The 25,266-nt window shown below is 68.3% G+C and carries 21 protein-coding genes and 1 tRNA gene; 17 read left to right on the top strand and 5 right to left on the bottom strand.

The features are described 5' to 3' along the window. The first annotated feature begins 21 nt into the window (after positions 1–21). Both M1L58_RS07165 and M1L58_RS07160 read left to right on the top strand, forming a co-directional pair. A tRNA-Arg gene (locus M1L58_RS07165) sits at positions 22–97 on the top strand. Between the two features lie 166 nt (positions 98–263). After that, positions 264–947, top strand: coding sequence for a hemerythrin domain-containing protein (locus M1L58_RS07160; RefSeq protein ID WP_248658350.1), 684 nt, complete (start codon positions 264–266; stop codon positions 945–947). Here M1L58_RS07160 and M1L58_RS07155 read toward each other — a convergent pair. The 3 genes from M1L58_RS07155 to M1L58_RS07145 all read right to left on the bottom strand — a co-directional run bounded on the left by M1L58_RS07155 (position 925) and on the right by M1L58_RS07145 (position 6,003). Next, positions 925–4,239: a BTAD domain-containing putative transcriptional regulator gene (locus M1L58_RS07155; RefSeq protein WP_248658349.1), complete on the bottom strand. Its 3,315-nt coding sequence runs from the start codon at positions 4,237–4,239 to the stop codon at positions 925–927. The two genes, M1L58_RS07160 and M1L58_RS07155, sit on opposite strands and share 23 nt — an antisense overlap. Before the next feature lie 121 nt (positions 4,240–4,360). After that, complete coding sequence (locus M1L58_RS07150) at positions 4,361–5,161, bottom strand: DUF305 domain-containing protein (RefSeq protein ID WP_248658348.1); 801 nt, start codon at positions 5,159–5,161, stop codon at positions 4,361–4,363. Between the two features lie 17 nt (positions 5,162–5,178). Further along, positions 5,179–6,003, bottom strand: a complete 825-nt coding sequence (locus tag M1L58_RS07145; RefSeq protein WP_006865819.1) for a DUF3105 domain-containing protein — start codon at positions 6,001–6,003, stop codon at positions 5,179–5,181. Between the two features lie 155 nt (positions 6,004–6,158). On the opposite strand from M1L58_RS07145, the gene argS reads away from it, so the two are divergent. From argS to rho, 6 genes are all read left to right on the top strand, one after another. Then, positions 6,159–7,811, top strand: coding sequence for an arginine--tRNA ligase (gene argS / locus M1L58_RS07140; RefSeq protein ID WP_248658347.1), 1,653 nt, complete (start codon positions 6,159–6,161; stop codon positions 7,809–7,811). Continuing rightward, a complete protein-coding gene (gene lysA / locus M1L58_RS07135; RefSeq protein WP_248658346.1) occupies positions 7,808–9,229 on the top strand; it encodes a diaminopimelate decarboxylase in 1,422 nt (473 codons plus the stop codon). The genes argS and lysA overlap by 4 nt, the downstream gene beginning before the upstream one ends. Beyond that, a complete protein-coding gene (locus tag M1L58_RS07130) occupies positions 9,226–10,569 on the top strand; it encodes a homoserine dehydrogenase (protein WP_006865816.1) in 1,344 nt (447 codons plus the stop codon). The genes lysA and M1L58_RS07130 overlap by 4 nt, the downstream gene beginning before the upstream one ends. Further along, positions 10,562–11,647, top strand: coding sequence for a threonine synthase (gene thrC / locus M1L58_RS07125; RefSeq protein WP_006865815.1), 1,086 nt, complete (start codon positions 10,562–10,564; stop codon positions 11,645–11,647). Before M1L58_RS07130 ends, thrC begins: the two co-directional genes overlap by 8 nt. Then, the gene (gene thrB / locus M1L58_RS07120; protein ID WP_248658345.1) at positions 11,628–12,632 is read left to right on the top strand and encodes a homoserine kinase; all 1,005 of its coding nucleotides are present in this window, start codon (positions 11,628–11,630) and stop codon (positions 12,630–12,632) included. The genes thrC and thrB overlap by 20 nt, the downstream gene beginning before the upstream one ends. A gap of 443 nt (positions 12,633–13,075) precedes the next feature. Continuing rightward, on the top strand, positions 13,076–15,157 hold the full coding sequence (rho, locus tag M1L58_RS07115; protein ID WP_248658344.1) for a transcription termination factor Rho: 2,082 nt from the start codon (positions 13,076–13,078) through the stop codon (positions 15,155–15,157). 296 nt (positions 15,158–15,453) lie between these two features. Here the strand turns inward: rho and M1L58_RS07110 are convergent, their stop codons facing one another. After that, complete coding sequence (locus tag M1L58_RS07110; RefSeq protein ID WP_248658343.1) at positions 15,454–16,401, bottom strand: heme transporter; 948 nt, start codon at positions 16,399–16,401, stop codon at positions 15,454–15,456. Positions 16,402–16,427: 26 nt separating this feature from the next. Further along, positions 16,428–17,651 (bottom strand): sulfite reductase subunit alpha, encoded by a 1,224-nt coding sequence (locus M1L58_RS07105; protein ID WP_248658342.1) that lies wholly within the window; start codon positions 17,649–17,651, stop codon positions 16,428–16,430. A gap of 271 nt (positions 17,652–17,922) precedes the next feature. Between M1L58_RS07105 and rpmE the strand changes: the two genes are divergently transcribed. From rpmE to M1L58_RS07060, 9 genes are all read left to right on the top strand, one after another. Next, complete coding sequence (gene rpmE, locus M1L58_RS07100; protein ID WP_006865810.1) at positions 17,923–18,135, top strand: 50S ribosomal protein L31; 213 nt, start codon at positions 17,923–17,925, stop codon at positions 18,133–18,135. Positions 18,136–18,268: 133 nt separating this feature from the next. Continuing rightward, positions 18,269–19,345, top strand: a complete 1,077-nt coding sequence (prfA, locus tag M1L58_RS07095; RefSeq protein ID WP_006865809.1) for a peptide chain release factor 1 — start codon at positions 18,269–18,271, stop codon at positions 19,343–19,345. 4 nt (positions 19,346–19,349) lie between these two features. After that, complete coding sequence (gene prmC / locus M1L58_RS07090; protein WP_248658341.1) at positions 19,350–20,228, top strand: peptide chain release factor N(5)-glutamine methyltransferase; 879 nt, start codon at positions 19,350–19,352, stop codon at positions 20,226–20,228. 47 nt (positions 20,229–20,275) lie between these two features. Beyond that, positions 20,276–20,929: an L-threonylcarbamoyladenylate synthase gene (locus tag M1L58_RS07085; protein ID WP_006865807.1), complete on the top strand. Its 654-nt coding sequence runs from the start codon at positions 20,276–20,278 to the stop codon at positions 20,927–20,929. Between the two features lies 1 nt (position 20,930). Next, entirely contained in the window at positions 20,931–22,154 is a 1,224-nt protein-coding gene (gene glyA / locus M1L58_RS07080) for a serine hydroxymethyltransferase (RefSeq protein ID WP_248658454.1), read from the top strand. A 57-nt stretch (positions 22,155–22,211) separates the two neighbouring features. Further along, a complete protein-coding gene (locus M1L58_RS07075; protein WP_006865805.1) occupies positions 22,212–23,411 on the top strand; it encodes a glycosyltransferase family 4 protein in 1,200 nt (399 codons plus the stop codon). A gap of 283 nt (positions 23,412–23,694) precedes the next feature. Continuing rightward, positions 23,695–24,108: a hypothetical protein gene (locus tag M1L58_RS07070; protein ID WP_006360521.1), complete on the top strand. Its 414-nt coding sequence runs from the start codon at positions 23,695–23,697 to the stop codon at positions 24,106–24,108. Further along, positions 24,105–24,854, top strand: a complete 750-nt coding sequence (gene atpB, locus M1L58_RS07065; protein WP_006865804.1) for a F0F1 ATP synthase subunit A — start codon at positions 24,105–24,107, stop codon at positions 24,852–24,854. The genes M1L58_RS07070 and atpB overlap by 4 nt, the downstream gene beginning before the upstream one ends. Positions 24,855–24,986: 132 nt before the next feature. Further along, complete coding sequence (locus M1L58_RS07060; protein ID WP_006360523.1) at positions 24,987–25,238, top strand: F0F1 ATP synthase subunit C; 252 nt, start codon at positions 24,987–24,989, stop codon at positions 25,236–25,238. The last annotated feature ends 28 nt before the right edge of the window (positions 25,239–25,266 follow it).

Below are 25,266 nucleotides of genomic sequence, written 5' to 3'. Positions count from 1 at the left end.
AGTCTGGGTTCCGCCCGATGAGCCCCCGTAGCTCAGGGGATAGAGCGTCTGCCTCCGGAGCAGAAGGCCGCAGGTTCGAATCCTGCCGGGGGCACCACAACTGCACAAACCCACCACTTTTGCGTAAACCCATCACCTTCACGGTGGTGGGTTTACGCATTTGTGGTGGGTTTGCGCGCGTCTCAAGGCGACTACAAGTCCCGGGTAAGCAGCTGGGCGCAGAGTGACGGCAGTCAACAGACACCAGCCGTCAGGAGAGACCCGTGACCAGCCGTTCTTCCAGTCAGTCCACCGCCACCTCGACTCCGGACCTCACCGGTATGAAGATCGCCCACCGCGCCATGCTCGACGACACACGTCGCTTCGCCGAGATCCTGGGCCGCATCGGTGCCGGTGAACCGTGCGACGACCGCCGCCGGCGAGCCATCGGCGACTATCTCACGCAGCTGTGTGCCTCGGTCCACCATCACCACACCATCGAGGACGAGATCGTGTGGCCGATCCTCACCGCGTCGGCCGGAGCTGCCGTCGACGTGCGCGAGTTGCAGGACGATCACACCGAACTCGAAGCGTTACTGGCCGTCCTGGGCACCCATGTCGGCGGGTTCGCCCGTGCACGATCCGGCGACACCCGGGCGGCCGGGAACCTGGCCGAGACCCTCCGGCAGACCCACGAGCTGCTCGCCGAGCACATCGCAGACGAGGAGAAGGTGGTGTTCCCGATCGTCGACCGCTACGTGAGCGTGACCGACTGGGATCGGGTGGAAAAGGCGGCGCGCACAGGCGGGAAGATGAGTTTCGAGGCACCCCGCATGTTCCGGCATGCCGACGAACGCGAGCTCGCCAAGATGCGAAAGGAAGCCGGACCGATCATTCGTGCCGTGCTCGGCCTGCTGATCCGCAGCTACGACAAGCGGGAGGCGATCATCGTCGGCCAAGCGCGGTGAGACCCGACTCGACCTCGGCCCGGACCTTCGCCTCGCTTCGACGGTGGTCGTCCGCAGCAGCGTGGTCGCCCAGCAACTCGGCGAGCTCGGCGAGTACGACATCCATCGGGCCGAACACGACGGATCCCGAGTTCAATCCGGCGACCGTCCCCGACCAGCGTCGTAGTTCGTCGTAGAGTTCGGCAGCAGCCTCGACCATCTGCAATCGGACCAGTGCCCGCGCGTGGAACACCGACATCGCGGTCCAGTAGAAGTCACGGCTGACCGGCGGGGCGGTCTCGGCGACGCGACGCGCCTCGTCCGGGCGTCCTGCGTCGAGCAGCGCGACCACGTACGGCCACGAGACCATCTGAGGTGCGGCGCCGACGACCACCCCGAGCGGTTCGACGAGATGGGCCAGCGAACCGCGGAACCACCCGATCACCATCTCGCCGACCAGGCCGATCTCGGCGGCATTGACGGCTCCGGCCGCTTCGAGTCGAGCGGTGAGGTCGCGGTACTCGCCTTCGGCCCGGTCGATGTCACCGCCGAGTGCCTCGAGCACGGCAGAGAAGGCGGAGAGCACGACGACGAGCTCACCGGCTCGACCTGCCGAGGCGGACCGGAGTCCTTGCTGAACCTCCGACGCAGCGCCGGGCAGGTCGGTCTGCGCGGCCCGTGCCAGGAACGAGAAGAAGTGCGCGGCAGCCTGATACGCGAGAATTCCCGACTCCCGGGCGACTCGTGCGAACTCGTCGGTGAAGTCGGGGAGACCGGCGGAGGCGTCGGGTCCCAGCGCGGTGTACACCCGTGCATTCCACGCGGCGCACAGCGCTTCGGGGTCGTCGTGCTGATTCGCCGTCTTCACCGCCTGCTCGGCCAGTCCGATCGCGCGCCGGTCGTCGATGCCCTCCAGCTCGAAGACCGCGGACACCAGCAGGTACACCCGCTGCACGTCGGTGGCCCGGGGAAGTGCGTCCGTCATCGCCGCGATCAGCTCGGTGTCGGCGACCCGCTGGCGGCGGATGGTCCAGATGACGGGCGCCCGCCAGCAGGTCAGCGCGGACATCACCAGATCGTCGTCGCCCAGGCCGCGCGCCAGATCGAGGGCCTGGCGTCGACGTTCCCGGGCCTCGATGGTGTCGTCGCCACGGAAGGCCAGGGCCGTCACCAGATGGGTCAACGCATCGACGAGGGCCCTGCGGTCGGCCGCCCTGGCATCGGCGCCCGCATGCCCGGCCGACTCGTGGAGGAGTACGGCAGACCGCCACGACTCGGCGGAATCGGCCTTGAACTCGGTTCGGAAGCGGGCCCGGGCCGCGCGCGTCACCAGCTCGATGGCGTGGTCGAGGGTGTCGGGGGCGACGCCCAGGGCAGCGTGGTGGGCCAGCTCGTCCGGGTCGGCGCCCGGGACCCGTTCGAGGAACTTCACGATCTGCCAGTGCAACCGGCGTTTGCGCAGCGCGGGCACGCTGTCGTAGACGGTGTCCCGGACCAGTACGTGATTGAAGTGGACGCTGTCGATGTCGGCGGTCAGCAGGCCGGCCGCAACAGCGGTGTCGACGGCGTCGAGAACCTCGTCCTCGGCCGCGGCACCGCCGCCCGACCGGGACCACAGTGCGAGTACGCCGTCGATCGGAGCGGTGCGCCCGAAGAGGGCGGCTAGACGCAACACCGTGGCCACTTCCGCGGGCAGGCGCTGAATGCGTTGCAGCAGGACGTTTTTGACGCCGTCGGGAATGGCATCGACGGCCTCGGACGGCCCACGGGAGGCGATCAGTTTCGCGAGTTCGCGGGTGAACAGAGGGTTGCCGTCGGTTCTGGATCGCAGCAGATCAAGGAGGGTCGCATCCACGTCGCCCAGTCCGACCGACCGGGCGAGCTCGCGTATGCCGTTGTCCGACAGGCCTTTGAGGTCGACGTGGTCAGCGGTGACCGCGGCGAGGGACGCCGTGGTCGCGAGCAGGTCGACCCCGGCCTCGGAGGCACGGTAGGTGACCAGGACCAGGATCGGTGACCGCGCCATCCACGTCACGAGCTGCCGAAGCACCTGCAACGTGGCGCCGTCGGCTCGGTGCGCGTCGTCGAGCACCAGGATCGTTCCCGGTGCGGTCGACCGGGCTGCGCAGGCGTCGACCATCCGGCGCGCGATGTCGAACGTGGTGTCGAGGCCCTCGGAGGTGGTCGAGTCACGCTGAACCGCCAACTGTTGCAGCATCTCCCGCCACGCCCATGCCGTCGGTGCACCGTCGACCTCCGGACAGTGGCCGGTGGCCCCGACCCAGCCGCCGGATTCCAGCCGACCCACCAACGTCTGTGCGAGAGTGCTCTTGCCGCCACCGGCCTCCGCGCTGACCCAGACCACGCGCAGCCCGTCGGCGGCCGCGGTGTCGGCGTGGCCGCTCAACAGGACCAGCTCGTCCTCGCGTCCGGCCGGTTCGCGGCGTTCGGCCGGCGCAGCCGTCGACGGACCGGGCGACGGCATCGCCGGAGCCGGCGTCTGCGGCACCGCGGGAGTGTCCAGCGAGGACGACTGCTGCAGGATGTCGCGTTCGAGTTGCTGGATCGCGGGTGCCGGGTCCACTCCGAGTTCGTCTGCGAGGTATGACCGCAACCGTCGGAGCGCGGCGAGGGCGTCTGCCTGCCGGCCCAGTCGATACAGGGCGAGGGCAAACAGGCGGAAGAACTCCTCCCGGGCAGGTTGGTCGTCGCACTCCGCGGCCAGGACCTGGGCCACCTGCGCCGCCCGCCCGTGGTCGACGGCCAGTGCCGCCCACTGTTCGATCGCCGATCGGCGGAGGTCGTGTAGTCGCGCGACTTCGGGTTGTGCCCAGCTGTCACCGGCGAAGCCACCGTAGGGATCTCCGCGCCACAGCCGCAATGCGGCATCCAGCTCGTCGAGTCGTCGTTCGGGGGAGTCGGAGGCGGCCCCGGTGACGGTGGCTTCGAACTCCCACGCATCCACCGCGGCGTCGGGCAACCGCAAGGCGTACCCGGGTTGCTCACTGACGAGGACGGTGGCGGGTGCCCGGGGCGGACGAGACGGTTCGATGACGCGCCGCAGATTGGACACTTGCACCTGGAGTCCGGCCAGGGCCTTGGGCGGGGGCTCGCCGTTCCACAGGTCGTCGATCAATCGGTCGGTGGACACCACTCGACCGCGACCCGCGACCAACCGCGCCAGGACCGCGCGCTGCCGACGCGGGCCCAGATCGAGTGGCTCGGAGTCGAGTTCGCAGGAGAGCGAGCCGAGCACGGAGATCCGCAGCCTCGAACCGGCATCACCGGCCGGACTCGCGCCCCGAACCGCCATGACCAACCCGATCCTCTCGTCGACGTGGCCAGACTAACCCGCCGACGAAATCGCCACCTCCGCTACGGAAATCGCGGCCTGGCGGCGGCGTTCCGAACGGAGGTGGCGAGTGCGGCGATCGTCAGTTCATCGGCAGCGGCTGGGCGTTGCGCTCGGCCAGCATCGCCTTGATGATCCCGATCTCCTTGTCCTGCGTGCGTTCCATCGCCGACGCGAGGTCGCGGACGTAGGGCTGCGAGACGTTGTCGGGGTTCGCGGCGTACTCCATCATGTGGAGTCCGCCCTCGTGGTGGCGCAACATCAGCTGCAGGAAGGTCGTGTCGACCTCCGGGCCGCGCATCGCGCGGAACCGCTCCATCTCGGCCGAGGTCGCCATGCCCGGCATGGCCGGCTGCTCGACGTCGGCCGCCGGAGTGGCCCCGTGATCCCCGTGTCCCATGTCGCCGTGGTCCGTGTCCCCGTGGTCCGTGTCCCCGTGGTCACCGTGATCGTCACCGGAGGCCTCCGTCGACGATCCGTGGCCCATCCAGCCCATCGTCTCGCCGGGGTTGGTGACGGGCCGGCCCCAGCGGCTCAGCCACGACTGCATCTGGCCGATCTCGTTGCTCTGCGCGGTCAGGATGTCGAAAGCCATGCTGCGCACCTGCGGATCGGTGCCGTGCTCGAGTTCGATCGCGGCCATCTCGATGCCCTGCTCGTGGTGACGCGTCATGTCCTGTGCGAAACCGACCGCCGCCGAGTTCGCCGCGGGGGAGTCCTCCCCGGAGGAGTTGTCGGTCAGGCTCGCCTGGATCAGCAGGCCCAGTCCGACGCCGACGAGGAGCACCGCCACCGCGGCGAGTGCGAGCAGAGCCGGGCGTCGACGCGACGGGGTGGTCTCGGTGCTCTCGGGTGTCGTCGTGCCCTCGGGTGTCTCGCTCATGGTCGTTCCTCGCTTGTTCAGCCCGCGGGCATCGGGTTGTTGCCGCCGCCGTCCATGGGCACGGCGTCGGGGCCGGGTTCGCCCTCATCGGCCGGCGGGGGATTCGACGGATCGAAGCCCGGGATGGCGGTACAGGTGGCCTGGGTCTCCGGGTAGGCCGCGGTCTGCGGGTTCTCCGGGTAGACGCCGGGCATCATGTTGCGGCGCAGCGAGGTGATGAACTGGTCGATCCGCGGGTCGTTCGCCGAGTCGAGCTTGAGCTGGTGACCCCAGCTCTGCAGCGAGATGGGCTTGTCCAGGCCGGGGTACGGCGACAGGAACAGGTACTGCTCACCGCGCACAAGTCGCTTCAGGTAGTCGAGATCCTCGGGCGAGACGGTGTCCGGGTTGTAGGTGATCCAGACCGCGCCGTGCTCGAGGGCGTGGACGGCGTTCTCCGAACGCAGCGGGTTCGGGTAGACGACGCCGGTACAGGTCGCCCAGATCTCGTCATGCGGACCGCCGAACGGCGGCGACTGGTCGTAGGCGACGCGCTGCGAGGCGTTCACGTGCTTGCCGGCCTCGTAGTAGATCTTGGTGACGCCGTCGATGCCCTGTGACGGGTCCGGGGTCTGCGGCGACGGGACGAACCCCTCGGCCGACTGGACCGCCACGTCGTCCTTCTCGTTGGCGCGCTTCTCGTTGAGCTTCGGGAGCAGGTAGATCGCGAGTCCGGCCACGAGGCCGATGACCACGACGACGGCGCCGATCAGCATCCAGTCGACCTGCCGGCCGGTCGCAGTGGGTACGGACCCGGACTTCTTACGAGCCTTGGGGACGTTGGCCCCTGGTTTGCGCGCCATTGACTTCTTTCCTCGTACGACGGGGGTCGCCGTGCGCGCGGGCGGTCGTACCCCCCGACGCGCGCTCGGCGCACCCGAGTCTACTGGTGGGCTGCCCCCGCTCTGGGAGGGTGCGATTATCGATGAGCAGCCCTCGGCCAATAGGATGGTGTCCCGTGACTCCCGCCGACCTGGCCGCGCTGCTGCGCGCCGTGACCCTGACCGTGGTCCGCGACCGCGGACTGGACGAGAACCTGGTGCCCGACTCCATCGTCGTCGAGCGCCCCCGTCACGCTGACCACGGCGATTACTCCACCAACGTCGCCCTGCAGCTCGGCAAGCGACTCGGGGTGGCGCCGCGTGAGCTGGCCGGCTGGCTCGCCGAGGCCTTCTCCGGCGCCGAGGGCATCGCGAAGTCGGAGATCGCCGGTCCCGGCTTCGTCAACATCTGGCTCGGTGCGGCCGCCCAGAACACCGTCGTGAAGACCGTGCTGGAGCAGGGTGAGAGCTACGGCCGCGGCAAGGAGCTGGCCGGCTCGATCATCAACCTCGAGTTCGTGTCGGCCAATCCGACCGGACCCATCCACCTCGGCGGTACCCGCTGGGCTGCCGTCGGTGACGCGCTCGGTCGTGTTCTGGCCGCTCGCGGCGCGGACGTGACGCGCGAGTACTACTTCAACGACCACGGCGCACAGATCGACCGCTTCGCGCGGTCGCTGGAGGCCGCGGCGCTGGGCAACCCGACCCCGGAGGACGGTTACGCCGGCGACTACATCGGCGACATCGCCGCCCAGGTCGTCGCGAAGGTGCCCGACGTGTTGTCGCAGCCCGAGGCCGACCGGGTCGAGACCTTCCGCGCCGTCGGCGTGGACCTGATGTTCGACCACATCAAGAAGAGCCTGCACGATTTCGGCACCGACTTCGACGTCTACACCCACGAGGACAAGATGTTCGCGACGGGCCTCGTCGACGAGTGCATCGAGCAGCTCAAGGGCAACGGCAACCTCTACGAGAACGACGGTGCGTGGTGGCTGAAGTCCACCGACTTCGGTGACGACAAGGACCGTGTCGTCATCAAGAGCGACGGCAACGCCGCCTACATCGCCGGCGACATCGCGTACTACCGCGACAAGCGCAACCGCGGCTTCAACCTGTGCATCTACATGCTCGGCGCCGACCACCACGGTTACATCAGCCGCCTCAAGGCCGCCGCGGCCGCGCTGGGCGACGATCCGGCCACCGTCGAGGTCCTCATCGGCCAGATGGTGAACCTGGTCAAGGACGGCAAGCCGGTGCGCATGTCGAAGCGTGCGGGCACGGTCATCACCCTCGACGACCTCGTCGACGCCGTGGGCGTCGACGGCGCGCGGTATTCGCTGATCCGTTCGTCGGTGGACGTGAACATCGACATCGACCTGGACCTGCTGACCAAGCAGTCCAACGACAACCCGGTGTACTACGTGCAGTACGCGCACGCCCGGATGTCGGCGTTGGCGCGCAACGCCGCCGACCTGGGCGTGGTGTCCTCGCTCGATCACCTCGACCTGCTCGATGACCCGGCCGAGGGTGAATTGATCCGCACCATCGGGGATTTCGACGAGGTCGTGGCCACCGCGGCCACACTGCGCGAGCCGCACCGCGTCTGCCGCTACCTCGAGGTCCTGGCCGGCACCTACCACCGCTTCTACGCCAAGTGCCGCGTCCTTCCCCAGGGCGACGAAGAGGTGGCCGACATCCACCGCGCCCGGCTCGCCCTGTGCGAGGCCACCCGCCAGGTCCTGGCGAACGGCCTCGGACTGGTCGGTGTCAGCGCTCCGGAGCAGATGTGAGCGCGCACCCGGCCGGCCCGCGGCACGCCGAACTCCTGGCCGCGCCGCACCTCGCGCAGCGCCCGAACGATCCGGCCGTCCTCGCCGCCCTGCCTCCCCAGGTATGGCCGCGCAACGCCGCCCGCGACGAGTCGGGTGAGCTGCGGATCGCCGGCGTGCCGGTGAGCGAGCTGGCCGCCGAGTTCGGCACCCCGGCGTTCATCGTCGACGAGGCCGACTTCCGGTCCCGGTGCCGCGACATGATGGCGGCCTTCGGCCCCTACGGCCGGGTGCACTACGCATCGAAGGCCTTCCTGTGCACCGAGGTCGCGCGCTGGGTGAACGACGAGGGTCTCTCCCTCGACGTGTGCAGCGGCGGCGAACTCGCCATCGCGCTCCGTGCCGGTTTCCCCGCGGAGCGAATCGCGTTGCACGGCAACAACAAGAGCCCCGAGGAGCTGGCCGCGGCGGTCGACGCCGGTATCGGGCACGTGGTTCTCGACTCGATGATCGAGATCGACCGGCTCGACGCGATCTCGGGCGAGCGGGGAGTCGTCACCGACGTGCTCGTCCGCGTCACGGTCGGTGTGGAGGCCCACACCCACGAGTTCATCTCCACAGCCCACGAGGACCAGAAATTCGGCTTCGCCCTCGCCGGCGGCGTCGCGATGGACGCGATCCGTCGGGTCTTCGCGACCGACAACCTCCGCCTCGTCGGTCTGCACAGCCACATCGGCTCGCAGATCTTCGACATGGACGGCTTCGAGCTCGCCGCCCACCGTGTCCTCGGCCTGCTCCACGATGTCGTCGACGAGTTCGGCGTCGAGAAGACCTCGCAGATGTCGATCGTGGATCTCGGTGGCGGACTGGGTATCTCGTACCTCGAAGAGGAGCGCCCGCTGCCGGTGGACAAGGTCGCCGAAACTCTCGCCGACATCGTCCGCCGCGAATCCGAAGCCGTCGGTCTGCCGATGCCGATCATCGCCGTCGAGCCCGGCCGCGCGATCGCAGGTCCCGGCACGGTCACGCTCTATCGTGTGGGCACCGTCAAGGACGTGGCGCTCGGCGGCGGTGCCACCCGCCGCTACATCTCCGTCGACGGCGGGATGAGCGACAACATCCGCACGGTCCTGTACCAGGCCGAATACGACGTCCGGCTGGTCTCGCGGGTGTCCGACGCACGTGCGGTCGTCTGCCGCGTCGTCGGGAAGCACTGCGAGAGCGGCGACATCGTCATCAAGGACTGCTGGCTGCCCGAGGATCTGGGTCCCGGCGACCTGATCGCGGTCGCCGCCACCGGCGCCTACTGCTACTCGATGTCGAGCCGGTACAACATGACCATGCGGCCGCCGGTCGTGGCCGTGGCCGATGGGGCAGCACGCCTGATGCTGCGGCGCGAGACCATCGACGACTTCCTCAGCCTGGAGGTGGGCTCGTGACCGGATCTGTTCAGAACGCAAGCGACACAAGCGAGGTGAATGCCGTGCGACCCATCGGGGTGGCGGTACTCGGGATGGGCAACGTCGGTGCCGAGGTGGTGCGCATCATCACCGACAACGCCGACGACCTGCGAGCGCGCGTGGGCGCACCGGTGGAGATCCGGGGCGTCGCGGTGCGAGATCTCAGCCGGCCGCGCAAGATCGGCCAGGAACTGCTGACCGACGATCCCGCGTCGCTGATCGCACGCGACGACGTCGACATCGTCGTCGAACTGATGGGCGGCATCGACCCGGCCCGTGCGCTGATCCGCACCGCGCTCGAGAGCGGCAAGTCGGTCGTCACGGCCAACAAGGCGCTGCTGGCCGAGTACACCGGTGAACTCGCGAGCGCGGCCGCCGAGGCGAAGGTCGACCTCTACTTCGAGGCAGCGGTCGCCGGTGCGATCCCGGTCATCCGCCCGCTGATGCAGTCGCTCGCCGGCGACACCGTCGAGCGCGTCGCCGGAATCGTCAACGGCACCACCAACTTCATCCTGTCGGAGATGGACGAGACCGGCGCCGACTACGCCGACACCCTCGCCGAGGCGGGCCGTCTCGGATACGCCGAAGCCGATCCGACCGCCGACGTCGAGGGTTACGACGCGGCGGCCAAGGCCGCGATCCTCGCGTCGATCGCCTTCCATTCGCGGGTCACCGCCGCCGACGTCCACCGCGAGGGCATCTCCTCGGTGACCGCGGCCGACCTGGTCGCCGCGAAGAAGTTCGACTGCACGATCAAGCTGCTCTCGATCTGCGAGCGGGTGCGCGACGTCGACGGCTCCCAGCGGGTCTCGGCGCGCGTGTACCCGGCGCTGATCCCGCTGACCCACCCGCTCGCCACCGTCAACGGGGCGTTCAACGCGGTGGTCGTCGAGGCGGAGAACGCCGGCCGGTTGATGTTCTACGGCCAGGGTGCCGGTGGTTCGCCCACCGCCTCGGCCGTGCTCGGCGACATGGTGATGGCTGCGCGCAACCGTGTCCACGGCGGACGGGGTCCGCTGGAGTCCACCTATGCGTCGCTGCCGATCGCCCCGATCGACGACGTGTTCACCCGCTACTACATCTCGATGCGCGTGGCCGACCGCCCGGGCGTCCTCGCCCAGGTCGCCGGTGAGTTCACCAAGCGTTCGGTGAGCATCGCCGCGGTACGCCAGGAAGGTGCGGGAGACGACGCGCGCCTGATCGTGGTCACCCATCGGGCCCCGGACCGCGCGCAGTCGGACTGCGTTGCGGCGCTAGAAGACATGGACGCCGTCATCAAGGTGTCGAGTGTGTTGCGATTGGAAGGTACCGATGACTGAGACGACTCCTGCGCCTGTGCACCGCGCGTGGCCCGGCCTGATCGAGGCATACCGTTCGCGGCTGCCCGTCGCCGACGACTGGAAGGTCGTCACCCTGCTCGAGGGTGGCACCCCCCTGATCAGCGCCCCGCATCTGTCGTCGCTGACCGGTTGCGAGGTCTACCTCAAGGTCGAGGGTCTCAACCCGACCGGCTCGTTCAAGGACCGTGGCATGACCATGGCCGTGAGCAACGCGGTCAACAACGGCAAGACCGCCGTGTTGTGTGCCTCGACGGGCAACACCTCCGCCTCGGCGGCCGCCTACGCCACCCGCGCCGGGATCACCTGTGCGGTGCTCATCCCGCAGGGCAAGATCGCCATGGGCAAGCTCGCCCAGGCGGTCATGCACGGCGCCAAGATCATCCAGGTCCAGGGCAACTTCGACGACTGCCTCGAGCTCGCCCGCAAGGCGACTGCCGAGTTCGGTGAGATCGAGCTCGTGAACTCGGTCAACCCGGCCCGCATCGAGGGCCAGAAGACGGCCGCCTTCGAGATCGTCGACGTCCTCGGCCGCGCGCCCGACGTGCACGCGCTGCCCGTCGGCAACGCCGGCAACATCACGGCCTACTGGAAGGGTTACACCGAGTACCACGCCGACGGTGTGTCGTCCTCGGTCCCGCGGATGCTCGGCGTGCAGGCCGCCGGAGCGGCCCCCCTGGTCAACGGCGCCCCGGTCAAGGAGCCGGAGACCATCGCGACCGCGATCCGCATCGGCTCGCCCGCGAGCTGGAACCAGGCCGTCGCCGCCAAGGAGGAGTCGAACGGTCAGTTCCGTGCGGCCACCGACGAGAAGCTGCTCGAGGCCTACCGCCTGATCGCGGGCAAGGAAGGCGTCTTCGTGGAGCCGGCATCCGCCGCGAGCGTGGCCGGACTCCTCGCCGCACGTGCCGACGGTTGGATCGAGGCCGGTTCGACGGTGGTCTGCACCGTGACCGGCAACGGTCTCAAGGACCCCGACACCGCGCTGGCAGGCATTCCCGAGGTCGAGGCGATCCCGGTCGATCCGGTGGCGGTGGCGAATGCCCTCGGTGTCGGCTGAGTCCGCCGGGGTCGAGGAGATGACGCAGAACGGCGAGATGACCGAACCCGGGGTGGCGACACGTCAGCTGCCCGTGGGTGTCTCGGCGCGCGTCCGGGTGCCGGCGTCGAGCGCGAACCTCGGACCGGGATTCGACTGTCTGGGCATCGCTTTGGGCATCTACGACGAGGTGATCGTCGAAACCGTCGACGACGGCATCGTGCTGGACATCGAGGGGGAGGGGTCGGCCGACGTTCCGCGCGACGAGTCCCACCTCGTCGTGCGCGCCCTCAACCGCGGTCTCACCCACGCCGGCGTGTCCGCGCCCGGCCTGAAGTTGCGCTGCGTCAACCAGATACCGCATTCGCGGGGCCTCGGTTCATCGGCGGCGGCCGCGGTCTCCGGCCTCGCTGCGGCCTCCGGTCTGATCTCGGCCGCGGGGTTCGGCGCCGGGTTGTCCACCGACGAACTGGTCCAGTTGTCCAGTGAGTTCGAGGGACACCCCGACAACGCCGCCGCGAGCGTCCTCGGTTCGGTCGTCGTGACCTGGACGGAGACCACCGACGACGTGAACTCGTATCACGCCCACCGGCTGTCGGTTCACCCCGACGTGTGCGCGACCGTCTTCGTCCCCGACACCGAGTCGTCGACGTCGTTCACCCGCGGTCTGCTGCCGGACGAGGTGCCGCGCGCCGATGCGGTCTTCAACCTGAGCCGGGCTGCGCTCGCTGTCGTGGCGCTGACCTCCGACCCGCGTAATCTCATGGCCGCCTCGGCCGACCGGTTGCACCAGCCCTATCGTGCTTCGGCGATGGTGCCGACCAGCGAACTCGTCGCCGAACTGCGCGCGCGCGGACATGCCGCGACGGTCTCCGGCGCCGGGCCCACGGTGCTCGTGCTGGGTACCTCGCCGATCCCGGCCGACATCCGACTGCTCGCGCAAGGACTCGGTTTCACCACGCATTCGGTGGCCATCGCCGGCGGCGTGGACATCAGCGCGGGCTGAGTTCGACGCTCCTCGCGGTGGAGGCGTTTCGTCACGGAGCGCCCGGGGAATACCCGACGTGCAACGCACGTTGGGAACGAGGTGTTCAGCGGTGTCCAGCCGAGGATCACAACCTCCGATCGATGTCTCCATTTGGCACTTTCGGCGTGTTGCCCCTATCATGCGAACGGGGTTAACATATTCTGGTCTAGCCGCGCGGGCTTGTCCCGCCGTGCTTCTCATCCATCACCGATCGGGGCCACCGATCGTATCCGGCCGGGGTCGTGGGTCTCTGTCGACGGTGCCGAAGCACGGGTGGCTCCCGAGCACGCTCGCAGCGGGACCGAACATCTCTCTGACCGTTCACCCCCTACCGTCCAACGCGGACGGACTCCCTCGCGTACACAGCAGGGAAACGTAGACCTCTCGCAGCTTCCGTCTGCGGGAGGAACGAAAGGACTTCCGTGACAGATACGGACCTGATCACCGCACCTGCCGAGCAGGAATCCGCGGGTTCGGCCGGCCCTGACTCGGGGCAACCGGCCAAGACACGCGCTCGTGCAGCACGTACCGGCCTGTCCGGCATGGTGCTTAGCGAGCTGCGGACCGTTGCCGGTGAACTCGGCATCAAGGGCACCTCCGGGATGCGCAAGGGCGATCTGATCGCCGCCATCAAGGAGCGCCAGGGCGGCGGAGCCGCCAAGACCGCAGACGCCAAGGCCGAGGCCAAGAGCCCTGAAGCCAAGAACACCGAAGCCAAGAACACCGAGGTAAAGGCCACCGAGGGTGCCTCGGCCGAGGCCAAGGCCGACACCAAGACCTCCGAGACCCGGCGCCGGAGCGCCAAGGCCTCGTCCGAGGACGGGCAGCTGTCGATCGTCGAGTCCGCCGAAGACGGTGATTCCGGTCAGGCCTCCCGCTCGGGCAAGAAGAACGCGAACCCGGAGGCCGGCGAGCAGAACGCCGACCAGTCCACCAAGGGCGGCGAGTCGAAGGACGACGCCAAGGCGGATTCGCCGAAGGGCGGCGACTCCGAAGCCGGTGAGCAGCGCAATCGCCGCAACCGGAACCAGAACCGCGACAACCAGAACCGCGACGGTGGCCAGAGCCGCGAGGGCGGCCAGAACCGGGACAACCAGAACCGCGACGGTGGCCAGAACCGTGACGGTGGCCAGAACCGCGAGGGCGGCCAGAACCGCGACAACCAGAATCGCGACAACCAGAATCGCGACGGTGGCCAGAACCGCGGCGGCGGCCAGAACCGGGACAACCGTGACGACCGGGACGACGACGGCGAAGGCGGCGGTCGTCGCCGGGGACGCCGTTTCCGCGAGCGTCGTCGTGGGCGCGATCGTGACGGCGGCAGCCAGAACGAGCCGCAGGTTTCCGAAGACGACGTGTTGCAGCCCGTCGCCGGCATCCTCGACGTGCTCGACAACTACGCCTTCGTCCGTACCTCCGGCTACCTCGCCGGTTCCAACGACGTCTACGTGTCGATGAACATGGTGCGCAAGAACGGCCTTCGACGCGGCGACGCGATCACCGGCGCGGTCAAGGTGCCGCGCGAGGGTGACCAGCAGAACCAGCGCCAGAAGTTCAACCCGCTGGTGCGCCTCGACACCGTCAACGGCGGTGACGTGGAGGCGGCGAAGAAGCGCCCCGAGTTCAACAAGCTCACTCCGCTGTACCCGAACCAGCGGCTGCGCCTGGAAACCACACCGGAACGCCTGTCCACCCGCGTGATCGACCTGATCATGCCCATCGGCAAGGGGCAGCGTGCACTGATCGTCTCGCCGCCGAAGGCCGGTAAGACGACGATCCTGCAGGACATCGCCAACGCGATCACCGTCAACAACCCGGAATGTCACCTCATGGTGGTGCTCGTCGACGAGCGTCCGGAAGAGGTCACCGACATGCAGCGCTCGGTCAAGGGTGAGGTCATCGCCTCGACCTTCGACCGGCCGCCGTCAGACCACACCTCGGTCGCCGAGCTCGCCATCGAACGTGCCAAGCGTCTCGTCGAGAGCGGCAAAGACGTTGTGGTGCTTCTGGACTCGATCACCCGTCTGGGTCGTGCGTACAACAACGCATCGCCGGCGTCGGGCCGAATCCTCTCCGGTGGTGTCGATTCGACCGCGCTGTACCCGCCGAAGCGATTCCTCGGTGCGGCTCGAAACATCGAGAACGGCGGATCGCTGACCATCATCGCCACCGCGATGGTCGAGACCGGTTCGACCGGTGACACGGTCATCTTCGAGGAGTTCAAGGGCACCGGCAACGCCGAGCTCAAGCTCGATCGCAAGATCTCCGAGCGTCGCGTGTTCCCCGCGGTCGACGTCAACCCGTCGGGCACCCGCAAGGACGAGCTCCTGCTCTCGCCCGATGAGTTCGCGATCGTCCACAAGCTGCGTCGTCTCCTGTCCGGTCTCGACTCGCAGCAGGCGATCGACCTGCTCATCAGCCAGCTGAAGAAGACCAAGACGAACATCGAGTTCCTGATGTCGGTCCAGAAGACCGCTCCGGGAGCCGGTGGCAACGACGACTGACAGTCGACGAACCACCCGACGGCCCTGTCCCGCATCACGCGGGCCAGGGCCGTCGGTCTTTGTGTCTCTGCTGCCTGAGTACCGAGCGTGCGAGCGTATCCGCCCCTGAGTAGCGAGCTTGCGAGCGTATCCGCTCCCTGAGTAGCGAGCTTGCGAGCGTATCCGCTCCCTGAGTAGCGAGCTTGCGAGCGTATCGAAGGGTCACCAGGCCTTCGTGGCTTGTCGACTTCGACACGCTCCTTCGTCGCTACTCAGCCCGCCGGCTTGCGCTCCTCGCGCCTCAGGCAGCCAAAGGGTCAGGAAGCCAGATCGCCGGTCAGGTGATCCCACGCCTCGACGGTGGCGCGGGACACGGCGCCGACGTGCGTGACGACGAGACAGCAGCGCCCGCGCCGGTCGTAGAACTCTAGGGCGGCAGTGGGGCCCCAGGCTCCTTCTGACCAGGTGACCCAGCACTGTTCGACGTGGGTGAAGTTGATCATCACCCGAGACGCGCCGGACGCGAGGACCATCTGCCCGCGGTGCTCGCGGGCGCCGTCGAGCCGGTCCTGGCGCATCTGCATGCATCCGGGCGCTGCGGCGGCGAGGGTGACCGTCATCCCCAGCAGCGCGGCGTGCTCGAGTGCGGCGATGATCCGACGCGGATCGACGCGGGTGCCGCGCGAGCCACGGCCCTCGGCCAGCGACTGGAGCCGAGAGGTGCCGCCGTCGAGCAGGACCGAGTCGAAGAGCCCGACCTGGTCGCCGTCGTGGCGGTCGGGGAGTGCGGCCGGGATGTACTCGGGTCCGTAAAACGTCGGGACGGGCGTGGGTTCCGAGCCGTGAATCGCCGCCATCGAGGTGGACAGGCTCAGCGACTCGAAGGCGAGGCGGTCGGAGTTCTCGGTCAGGTAGGTCGCGTGCGCGGTGTCGCCGCTCGCGTCGAACAGGCGCAGCGTGGGCGGGACCTGGGCGGCGGGATCGGTCTGCAGCGTCGACGACAACCGAGAGGGGTTGAGGCGCAACGAGATCCGTTCAGGACCGATAGCGAGGGGGCCACCCAGCGGGGTGGGGATTCCGTGAACGCCGACCGCATTCATGATCACCGGTCCGGCGACCGTGACACCGACGACCTCGGCGAGCGAGGGGAGTCGCGCGGCGATCGCGCCGATGTCCGAACTGACCGCGGACTCGCCGAAACCCGGTGTCGCGAGGAGGGTCTCGAGGTCGCTCGGCCGGATCGGGTCGTCGGTGGGGTCGGGCACGGCGCGCAGATCTCGCCGGAGTCGGCTCAGTAGACGTCGCGGGCGTAGCGGCCCGCGGCGCGGAGTGCGTCGACGTAGTCGCGCGCGGCGTCGGAGTCGAGACCGCCGTGCTGGGCGACGATCTCATGGAGAGCCGCGTCGACGTCGCCGGCCATCGTGGCGGCATCACCGCACACGTAGACGTGGGCGCCCTTCTCGAGCCAGGCGAACAGGTCCGCGCCGTTCTCGCGCATGCGGTCCTGGACGTAGACCTTGTGGTCCTGGTCCCGCGAGAACGCGAGGTCCAGCCGATCCAGCAGGCCGTCGGTGACGAAGCCGTCGATCTCGTCGGCGTAGAGGTAGTCGGTGTCGCGATGCTGGTCGCCGAAGAACAGCCAGTTCGATCCGGTCGACCCGGTGGCCGCGCGGTGATGGAGGAAAGCGCGGAACGGGGCGATCCCGGTTCCCGGACCGATCATGACGGCCGGGACGTCGCCCTCCGGAAGACGGAACGTCTTGTTGGGGGTGATGAAGACGTTCACGGTGTCACCGGGCGCGCACCGGTCGGCGAGGTGCGTCGAGCAGACACCGCCGCGTTCGCGGTCGCCGGCGACGTAGCGCACGGTGGCCATCGTGATGTGCACGGTCCCCGAGTGAACGGCGGGGCTCGAGGAGATCGAGTACTCGCGGTGGGCGAGCGGGCTGAGTTCCTCGAGGAGTTCCTCGGGTGCGAAGACCATGGTCGGATCGATGTTCAGCAGGTCGAGGACGTCACGGCCGTGGAGCCAGGTGTCGAGCGCCTGAGCGTCGTCGGCCTCGATCAGGCGGGTCAACTCGGCATGGTCGGTGCGCTCGGCCACCGCCCTGGCCAGGTACTTCGATGGGCAGCCGATCTCGTAGCGCGTGGTCAGGGCCTCGCGGAGGCTGTAAGTGGCCTTCCGGTCGGCGATGATCTCGTCGCCGACCGCTCCCAGGCGCTCGAGAAGGAGATCCACCAGGGCGGGATCGTTGACCGGCGTGATGGCGATGCCGTCGCCCGGTTCGTAGGTGATGCCGCTGTCGCCGAGGGAGATCTCGACGTGGCGCACCTCCTTGGCCGATCCCGGACCGGACAGGATGGTGTTGGTCACGATCGTCGCCGGGTAGGGGTTCCGCCGGTTCCACGGCGACCGGGCCGACTTGCGCCGTGCCGGGGCGGACTGCTGCGTCGACGACTCATCCGGGGTGGTGCTCAGTGGAGTGCTGGTACCGGCCGAAGCGGCGTCGTACATCGAGAATCCTTCGTGGTCGGAGAGGTGATGCCAAGAGATTGGCCGTCGGCCACGGTACTACTCTTAGGGCACCCTCCACGACCCTCCGGAGGTGTGATATTCACCCGGGAATCAAATCGCGATCCGTGCCGTTGACCAACCTGCGACCGCTGCGTCCGCGATTTCCGTCGCGAACGGCACACATGGCATACTGAGCGGTCGAGTCCGGTTCCGGTTCACACCGTCGAGAGGCGACGGTGACCCGGCGGCCACAGAAAGGGACGCACCAGACATGAAGCAGGGAATCCACCCCGAGTACGCGGCGACCACCGTCGTCTGCGGCTGCGGCAACACGTTCGAGACCCGCAGCACCGCTGCCAACGGTCGTATCAACGTCGAAGTCTGCTCGCAGTGCCACCCGTTCTACACGGGCAAGCAGAAGATCCTCGACACCGGCGGCCGTGTCGCCCGGTTCGAGAAGCGCTACGGCAAGCGCACCAAGTAGACCACGCTGCGACGCCCGCCCGACGCCCAGTCGGGACGGGCGTCGTTTGTGTTTGACCAGGTCTTTTCTCTCCCCAGGTTCTCGCCGACCATGTTCTTCCGCGGTGAGTTCCCTCTTCCAAGTGAGGTTTGCAGTGAGTACGCAGAGTCCGTCGGCCATCGATGACATCCTGGCCGAGCACTCCGGCCTCGAGCGTCAGCTCGCCGATCCCTCGCTGCACGACGATCCCGCTGCCGCGCGCCGGGTGGGAAAACGGTTTGCCGAGCTCGCCCCGGTGATGTCGACCTACAACAAGCTCAAGGCGGCACGCGAGGATCTGGAGGCGGCACGTGAGCTCGCGGCGGACGATTCATCGTTCGCCGCCGAGATCCCTGCCCTCGAGGCGACCGTCGAGGAACTCGACGCGACGCTCACCGACCTGCTCGCCCCGCGTGATCCCCACGACAGCGACGACGTGGTCCTCGAGATCAAGTCCGGCGCCGGCGGCGAGGAGTCCGCGCTGTTCGCCTCCGACCTCGCACGCATGTACCTCAAGTACTGCGAGCGGCACGGCTGGAAGGTGCAGACCCTCGGCGTCACCGAATCCGACCTCGGCGGCTACAAAGAGGCGACCTTCTCGATCAAGTCCAAGGAGGCCGTCCGCGACGGGGTGTGGTCGCGACTCAAGTTCGAGGGCGGCGTGCACCGCGTGCAGCGTGTGCCGGTGACCGAGTCCCAGGGACGTATCCACACCTCGGCGGCCGGTGTGCTCATCTACCCCGAGCCCGAAGAGGTGGCCGAGGTCGCGATCGACGAATCGGACCTGCGCATCGACGTCTACCGGTCGTCGGGCAAGGGCGGTCAGGGTGTCAACACCACGGACTCGGCAGTCCGTATCACGCACCTGCCCACCGGCATCGTCGTGACCTGCCAGAACGAGCGGTCGCAGCTGCAGAACAAGGCCCGCGCCATGCAGGTGCTCGCCGCCCGCCTCCAGTCGGCGGCGGAGGAGGAGGCCGAGGCCGCGGCCGCGGAGGGTCGTGCTGCGCAGATCCGCACCGTCGACCGCTCCGAGCGCATCCGCACCTACAACTTCCCCGAGAACCGCATCACCGATCACCGCATCGGCTACAAGGCCAACAACCTCGACGCCGTTCTCGCCGGGGACATGGACAACCTCCTCGACGCGCTCGTCGCCGCCGAGCGCCAGGCCCGCATGGAAGCCGAATAACCCGATGTCGGACGCGCCGGCCCGGGTGGCCGACGAAATCCGCAGAGCCACCGCACAACTGGTAGCAGCCGGAATCGACTCGGCACGACGCGATGCCGAATGGCTGATGTCGCACGTCCTCTCGTGTGACCCCGGCCGCCTGATCGTCATCGACACCATCGACGACGCACGCGTCCGTGAGTTCCGGACGGCGATCGACCAGCGGGCGCGTCGAATCCCGTTGCAGCACATCGTCGGAACCGCGGCGTTCGGTCCGCTCGAGTTGGCCGTCGGCCCGGGCGTGTTCATCCCGCGACCGGAGACCGAGTATCTGCTCGAATGGGCGGCGTCCGCCGCTGCGCCCATGGCCGACCCGGTACGCATCGTCGATCTCTGCAGCGGTAGCGGCGCCCTGGCCATCGGCCTGGCGACGCTGGTCCGTTCCGCGCGCGTCACGGCCGTCGAGATTGACGACGCCGCGTTGAAGTGGTTGCGGCGCAACGTTTCCGAGGCGCCGTCCGGAGTTCGGGAACGGCTCGACGTGGTGGCCGCGGACGTCACCGATGCCGATCAGATCGGCCGCGCGATCCCGGCGGGGAGCGTCTCGATCGTCGCGACCAACCCGCCCTACGTCCCGCTGCGGTCCGAGGTCGGTCCCGAGGTGGACCACGACCCGGCGCGCGCGGTCTTCGGCGGCGACGACGGGATGAGCGTCATCGTCCCGATGGTGCCGGTCATCGCGACCATGCTCGCCCCGGGCGGTCTCGTCGGGATCGAACACGACGACACGACCTCGGATGCCGTCGTCGACTGCCTGCGCGCCCACGGCGGGTTCGACGAGGTGACCGCCCGTACGGATCTGGCCGGGCGACCGCGCTTCGTCACCGCCCGCCGCGTCGGCTGAGGCGCGTCTGCCGGAATGCACCACCGGGGGCATGAAAGGATGGACCGGTGAGCATTGTTTTCGACTGCAACGATCCGCAGAGCCGTTCGGCGGGCATTCGCGCGGCCGTCGGGGCGGCGAAGGCGGGACGCCTGGTGGTGGTCCCCACCGACACGCTCTACGGAGTCGGTTGCGATGCCTTCGATTCCGACGCCGTCGGCTCGCTGCTCGCGGCCAAGCACCGCGGCCGGGACATGCCGGTGCCGGTCCTGGTCGGCTCATGGCATTCCATCGACGGACTCGTGCTGTCCGTCCCGCAGGCTGCCCGCGACCTGATCGAGGCGTTCTGGCCCGGCGGGCTGAGTCTCGTTGTCCGTCAGGCACCGTCGCTCGCCTGGGATCTCGGTGACACCGACGGCACGGTCATGCTGCGCATGCCGCTGCATCCGGTCGCGATCGAGCTGCTGCGTGAGGTCGGGCCGATGGCGGTGTCGAGCGCGAACGTGTCGGGCAGCCCGCCCGCCACCACTGTCGACGAGGCCCGGGAACAGCTCGGCGACAAGATCTCGGTGTACCTCGACGGCGGGCCTGCGCCGATCGCCCAGGCGTCGACGATCGTCGACGTGTCGGGCGCGCAGCCACGCGTCCTGCGTGAGGGTGCCATCACGATCGAGGCCGTCGCCGAGGTCCTCGACGTCGACCCCGACTCACTGCGTGGTTGAGATGCCGTCGGGCATCGGTTCGACGGGTGACCCGCAGATCGACATGCTGATCGAGCGGGAATCATCCCGCCGGCGCACGTGGCTCCAGCTGCTCGCGAGCGAGACCGAACCGACTGCGGGGGTGCGGGCCGCGATGGCCTCGACCTTCGACTCGAAGTACGCCGAGGGGCGCCCCGGGTCGCGCTATCACGGTGGTTGCGAGATCGTCGACGAACTCGAGGAACTCGCGATCAGCCGGGCGCGGGAACTCTTCGGCGCCGACCACGTCGACGTCCAGCCGCTGTCGGGGAGCGCGGCGAATCTCGCCGTCCACGCGGCGTTCGCCCAGCCGGGGGACCCGGTGCTCGCGCTGCGGCTCGAGCACGGCGGGCACCAGACCCACGGTTCGCGCGCCAACTTCTCCGGTCGCTGGTTCTCGCCGCTGCACTACGAGGTGCGCCGCGACACCGAGCTCGTCGACTACGACCAGGTCAGGGAACTCGCCCTGGTGCATCGGCCGCGGATGCTGGTGGCCGGCGCCACGACGTATTCGCGTTCTTTCGACTACCCGCTGCTGCGCGAGATCGCCGACGAAGCGGAGTGCATCCTCCTGGTCGACGCGGCGCACCTCGCCGGACACGTTGCCGCCGGGCTGCTCCCGTCGCCGGTGCCGCACGCCGACGTCGTCACCTTCTCCACCAACAAGGTCTTTCGCGGGCCCCGCGGCGGCGTCATCCTGGCGCGCGCCGAGCACGCCGACGCGTTGCGTAAAGCGGTCCATCCGTTCATCCAGGGCGGCCCGTCCATGCACGCGATCGCCGCGAAGGCCGTCGCCTTCCACGACGCCGGAACCAGGGAGTTCGCCACCTATGCGGGTGCGGCCGTGCGCAACGCCGGCGACCTCGCCGATGCGTTGACCGCGCGCGGGCTGCGGGTGGTCTCCGGGGGCACCGACACCCATCTCGCGGTTGTCGACGTCGAGGCGCTCGGCATCTCCGGAACCGAGGCGCAGGATCGTCTCAATCGATCGGGGATCGTGGTCGACAAGGCTGTTCTGCCCTTCGACGAGCGCCCCGTCGCCGAGGGATCGGGCATCCGGATCGGCACCCCGGCGGCCACCTCCCGGGGCCTGACCCCGGAGATGATCCCGGCGGTCGCCGACGCGATGCTGGCCGCGATGACGACCGACGATCTCTCGACGCACGACCGGATCCACCGTGAGATCAGAGGATTCGCATGCGGGTAGCGTTGTCCGGGTGTCCGATACGTCCCCAGCGACCTCGACGGCCGCAGCGGTGAGCCGATGATCGACGCCGCCCCGGTGGTGCTCGCGGCCGCGACCGACGGGGGAGGGGCCGGTGTCCCGCTGCGCGAGTTGCTGCTCGTCGGCCTGACCGCCGCCGCGATGACGTATCTGCTGACCTCGGCGGTGCGGGTGTTCGCGATCAAGGCCGGCGCGGTCGCCGTGCCGCGCGTCCGCGACGTCCATGTGATCCCGACCCCGCGACTCGGTGGTCTCGGCATGTTCGGCGGGGTGGTGGCCGGTATCGCCCTCGCCGCCAACCTGCCCGCTCTCAACCGACTGTTCGCCTACACCACCGACATGACCGCGGTGATCACGGCGGGCACGGTGATCGTCCTGGTCGGCGTCGTCGACGACCGGTGGGGCCTCGACGCGCTGACGAAGTTCGTCGGCCAGCTCACCGCCGCCGGGGTGCTCGTGCTCCTCGGTATCTCCTGGATCCAGGTGCCGGTGCCGTTCGCCGACATCGGAACCATCGTGCTCGATCCGCTCCAGGCGGGCCTCCTCACCGTGGCGGTCACGGTGGCGACGATCAACGCGATCAACTTCGTCGACGGTCTCGACGGTCTCGCCGCCGGGCTGGGACTCATCGCCGCGGCGGCGATCTGCATGTTCTCCCTCGGCCTGCTCCGTGATCAGGGTGGCGACGTCAGCTACTACCCGCCGGCCCTCATCGCCGTCGCACTCGCGGGGGCCTGCCTCGGCTTCCTGCCGCACAACTTCTCGCCTGCCCGGATCTTCATGGGTGACTCCGGGGCGATGCTGATCGGGCTCATGCTGGCGGCCGCCTCGACGAGTGCGTCCGGCCGTATCGCGGTCAACGCCTACGGCCCAGCCGACATCTTCACCCTGCTGTCACCGCTGATCCTCGTCGCGGCCGTGGTCTTCATCCCGATGCTCGACATGCTGCTCGCGGTGATCCGCCGGACCCGCGCCGGAGTCGGTTTCTACACACCCGACAAGATGCACCTGCACCACCGGTTGCTCGAACTCGGTCATTCCCAGCGCCGCGTCGCGCTTATCATCTACCTCTGGGTCGGTGTCCTGGCCTTCTCCGCCGCGGCGAGCACCCTGTTCCCGCTGTCGGTGGTCGCGCCGATGTTCGGCGGGGGACTGGTGGTGGCACTGCTCGTCACCATGGCGCCGCGACTACAGCGCCGGTTCGCCGAGCTCAGGACCTCGACGAAAGCCTTTCGATGAGGTGCTCGGGGTCGACCGGTGATGTCCGGTTCCGACCGAGCGCACCCTTGGTAAGGGCACGATAAATCTGGTGTACTATCGGCCGTAGTAGTTGTGGCCCGGGCGCCGACGGATCTCGCCGGCGGTTCTCGCGAGCCTCGACTCGTACCCCCCGGTAAGACCTTCGGGGTGGTGTTGGTAGGGTCACACCAAACGCGAGCTGTTGCATGGCGGCCACTGGCTGCTGCACGCACGCGGGTGCCCCGTGCCGTCGGTATGGATTCAACGAGCTGAGGAGAGGGACATGGAGACATCTGCCCCTGATTCAGCCCCCGTCTATCCGCAGGCGCCCACCGGTCTGCGTCGCCCGGCACTCATCGCCGGCGGCGTGACGCTCGTGGTCGCGGTGGTCTCGATCCTCGTCGGTCATCCCCTCTTCGCAGTGTTCTTCCTGCTCGGAGTCGCGGGAATCCTCGTCAACGCACTGCTCGTGAAGCGTGCCGTCGACACGGTCACCGCCGAGTTGAACCCCCGTAAAACCGCTCTTGCTCTCAACTCCGCCATGCGACTCGGTGCCATCACGGTGCTCGCTCTGCTGGCGGCGTTTCTGGTCCAACCCGACGGGTTGGGCGCGATGTTCGGACTCGCCATCGGCCAGGTGGTCTTGGTGCTGAACACGGTCATTCCGGTGATGAAAGGACTTCGTAGCCAACCATGACGACCGCCTTCTACCTAGCCGCAGAGGATGGCGAACCAGCCATTCAGGTGGGTCATTACACCAAGTTCGAGCTCTTCGGACTGACCTTCAATCTGGAAACCATCATCGCGACTGCGCTCGCGGCGTTGATCATGCTCGCGCTGGCCTTCTACCTGAAGTCCAAGGTCACCTCGACCGGCGTCCCCTCGGGTGTGCAGCTCTTCTGGGAAGCAGTCACGATCCAGATGCGCGGACAGGTCGAGAGCGCGATCGGCATGAAGGTCGCTCCGTACGTCCTCCCGCTCGCGGTCTCGCTGTTCACCTTCATCCTGATCTCCAACTGGCTGTCGGTCCTGCCGGTCCAGGTGGGTCACCACGAGATCCTCAAGCCGCCGGCCGCGGACGTGAACTTCGCCTACGCGCTCGCCCTCTTCGTCTTCGTCTGGTACCAGATCGCCGGCTTCCGGGCCCGCGGCCTGCTGGGTCACCCGGCTCGCATCGTGAAGGGCCACGTCGCCTTCCTCGCGCCGATCAACGTGATCGAGGAGTTCACCAAGCCGATCTCGCTCTCGCTGCGACTCTTCGGCAACGTGTTCGCCGGCAGCATGATGGTCGCCCTGATCGCCCTCTTCCCGCCGTACATCATGTGGGCGCCCAACGCGATCTGGAAGTCCTTCGAGTTGTTCGTCGGCCTGATCCAGGCGTTCATCTTCGCGCTGCTGACGATCCTCTACTTCTCGCAGTCGATGGAGACCGAGGATCACTGACCGCCCGTCCAGGGCACCTCGCGGCGGGAACGCCGCGACCACAACCGCACATGACCGACCTGCGTCGGCGCCTGTCGTCGCAGCCACAGACCTGGCACACCAGTTGTCAGCAACCGAAAGGGAAATATCACAATGGATCCTTACATTGGCCTCGGCGCACTCATCGGTGGCGGCCTGATCATGGCCGGTGGCGCCGTTGGTGCCGGTATCGGTAACGGCCTGGCCGGTAGCCAGCTCATCGCCGGTATCGCTCGCCAGCCGGAGGCTCAGGGTCGTCTGTTCACCCCGTTCTTCATCACCGTTGGTCTGGTTGAGGCCGCTTACTTCATCAACCTGGCCTTCATGGCGCTCTTCGTGTTCGCCACCCCGATCAGCGCCGGCTGATCACCGCTCTCCCTTTTGTCGCCGAGTA

Origin of the sequence: Gordonia sp. C13 (genome assembly GCF_023218005.1) — a bacterium.
Taxonomy (GTDB): domain Bacteria; phylum Actinomycetota; class Actinomycetes; order Mycobacteriales; family Mycobacteriaceae; genus Gordonia; species Gordonia namibiensis.
This window is presented reverse-complemented; position numbering and strand designations above follow the sequence as displayed.

What these genes read in the sequence shown, in the direction of transcription:
- M1L58_RS07155 (WP_248658349.1), bottom strand. Translation starts at nt 4,239, where the DNA reads ATGGCGGTTCGGGGCGCGAGTCCGGCCGGTGATGCCGGTTCGAGGCTG.
- M1L58_RS07150 (WP_248658348.1), bottom strand. Translation starts at nt 5,161, where the DNA reads ATGAGCGAGACACCCGAGGGCACGACGACACCCGAGAGCACCGAGACC.
- M1L58_RS07145 (WP_006865819.1), bottom strand. Translation starts at nt 6,003, where the DNA reads ATGGCGCGCAAACCAGGGGCCAACGTCCCCAAGGCTCGTAAGAAGTCC.
- thrC (WP_006865815.1), top strand. Translation starts at nt 10,562, where the DNA reads ATGACTGAGACGACTCCTGCGCCTGTGCACCGCGCGTGGCCCGGCCTG.
- thrB (WP_248658345.1), top strand. Translation starts at nt 11,628, where the DNA reads ATGCCCTCGGTGTCGGCTGAGTCCGCCGGGGTCGAGGAGATGACGCAG.
- M1L58_RS07105 (WP_248658342.1), bottom strand. Translation starts at nt 17,651, where the DNA reads ATGTACGACGCCGCTTCGGCCGGTACCAGCACTCCACTGAGCACCACC.
- rpmE (WP_006865810.1), top strand. Translation starts at nt 17,923, where the DNA reads ATGAAGCAGGGAATCCACCCCGAGTACGCGGCGACCACCGTCGTCTGC.
- prmC (WP_248658341.1), top strand. Translation starts at nt 19,350, where the DNA reads ATGTCGGACGCGCCGGCCCGGGTGGCCGACGAAATCCGCAGAGCCACC.
- glyA (WP_248658454.1), top strand. Translation starts at nt 20,931, where the DNA reads ATGCCGTCGGGCATCGGTTCGACGGGTGACCCGCAGATCGACATGCTG.
- M1L58_RS07075 (WP_006865805.1), top strand. Translation starts at nt 22,212, where the DNA reads ATGATCGACGCCGCCCCGGTGGTGCTCGCGGCCGCGACCGACGGGGGA.
- M1L58_RS07070 (WP_006360521.1), top strand. Translation starts at nt 23,695, where the DNA reads ATGGAGACATCTGCCCCTGATTCAGCCCCCGTCTATCCGCAGGCGCCC.
- atpB (WP_006865804.1), top strand. Translation starts at nt 24,105, where the DNA reads ATGACGACCGCCTTCTACCTAGCCGCAGAGGATGGCGAACCAGCCATT.
- M1L58_RS07060 (WP_006360523.1), top strand. Translation starts at nt 24,987, where the DNA reads ATGGATCCTTACATTGGCCTCGGCGCACTCATCGGTGGCGGCCTGATC.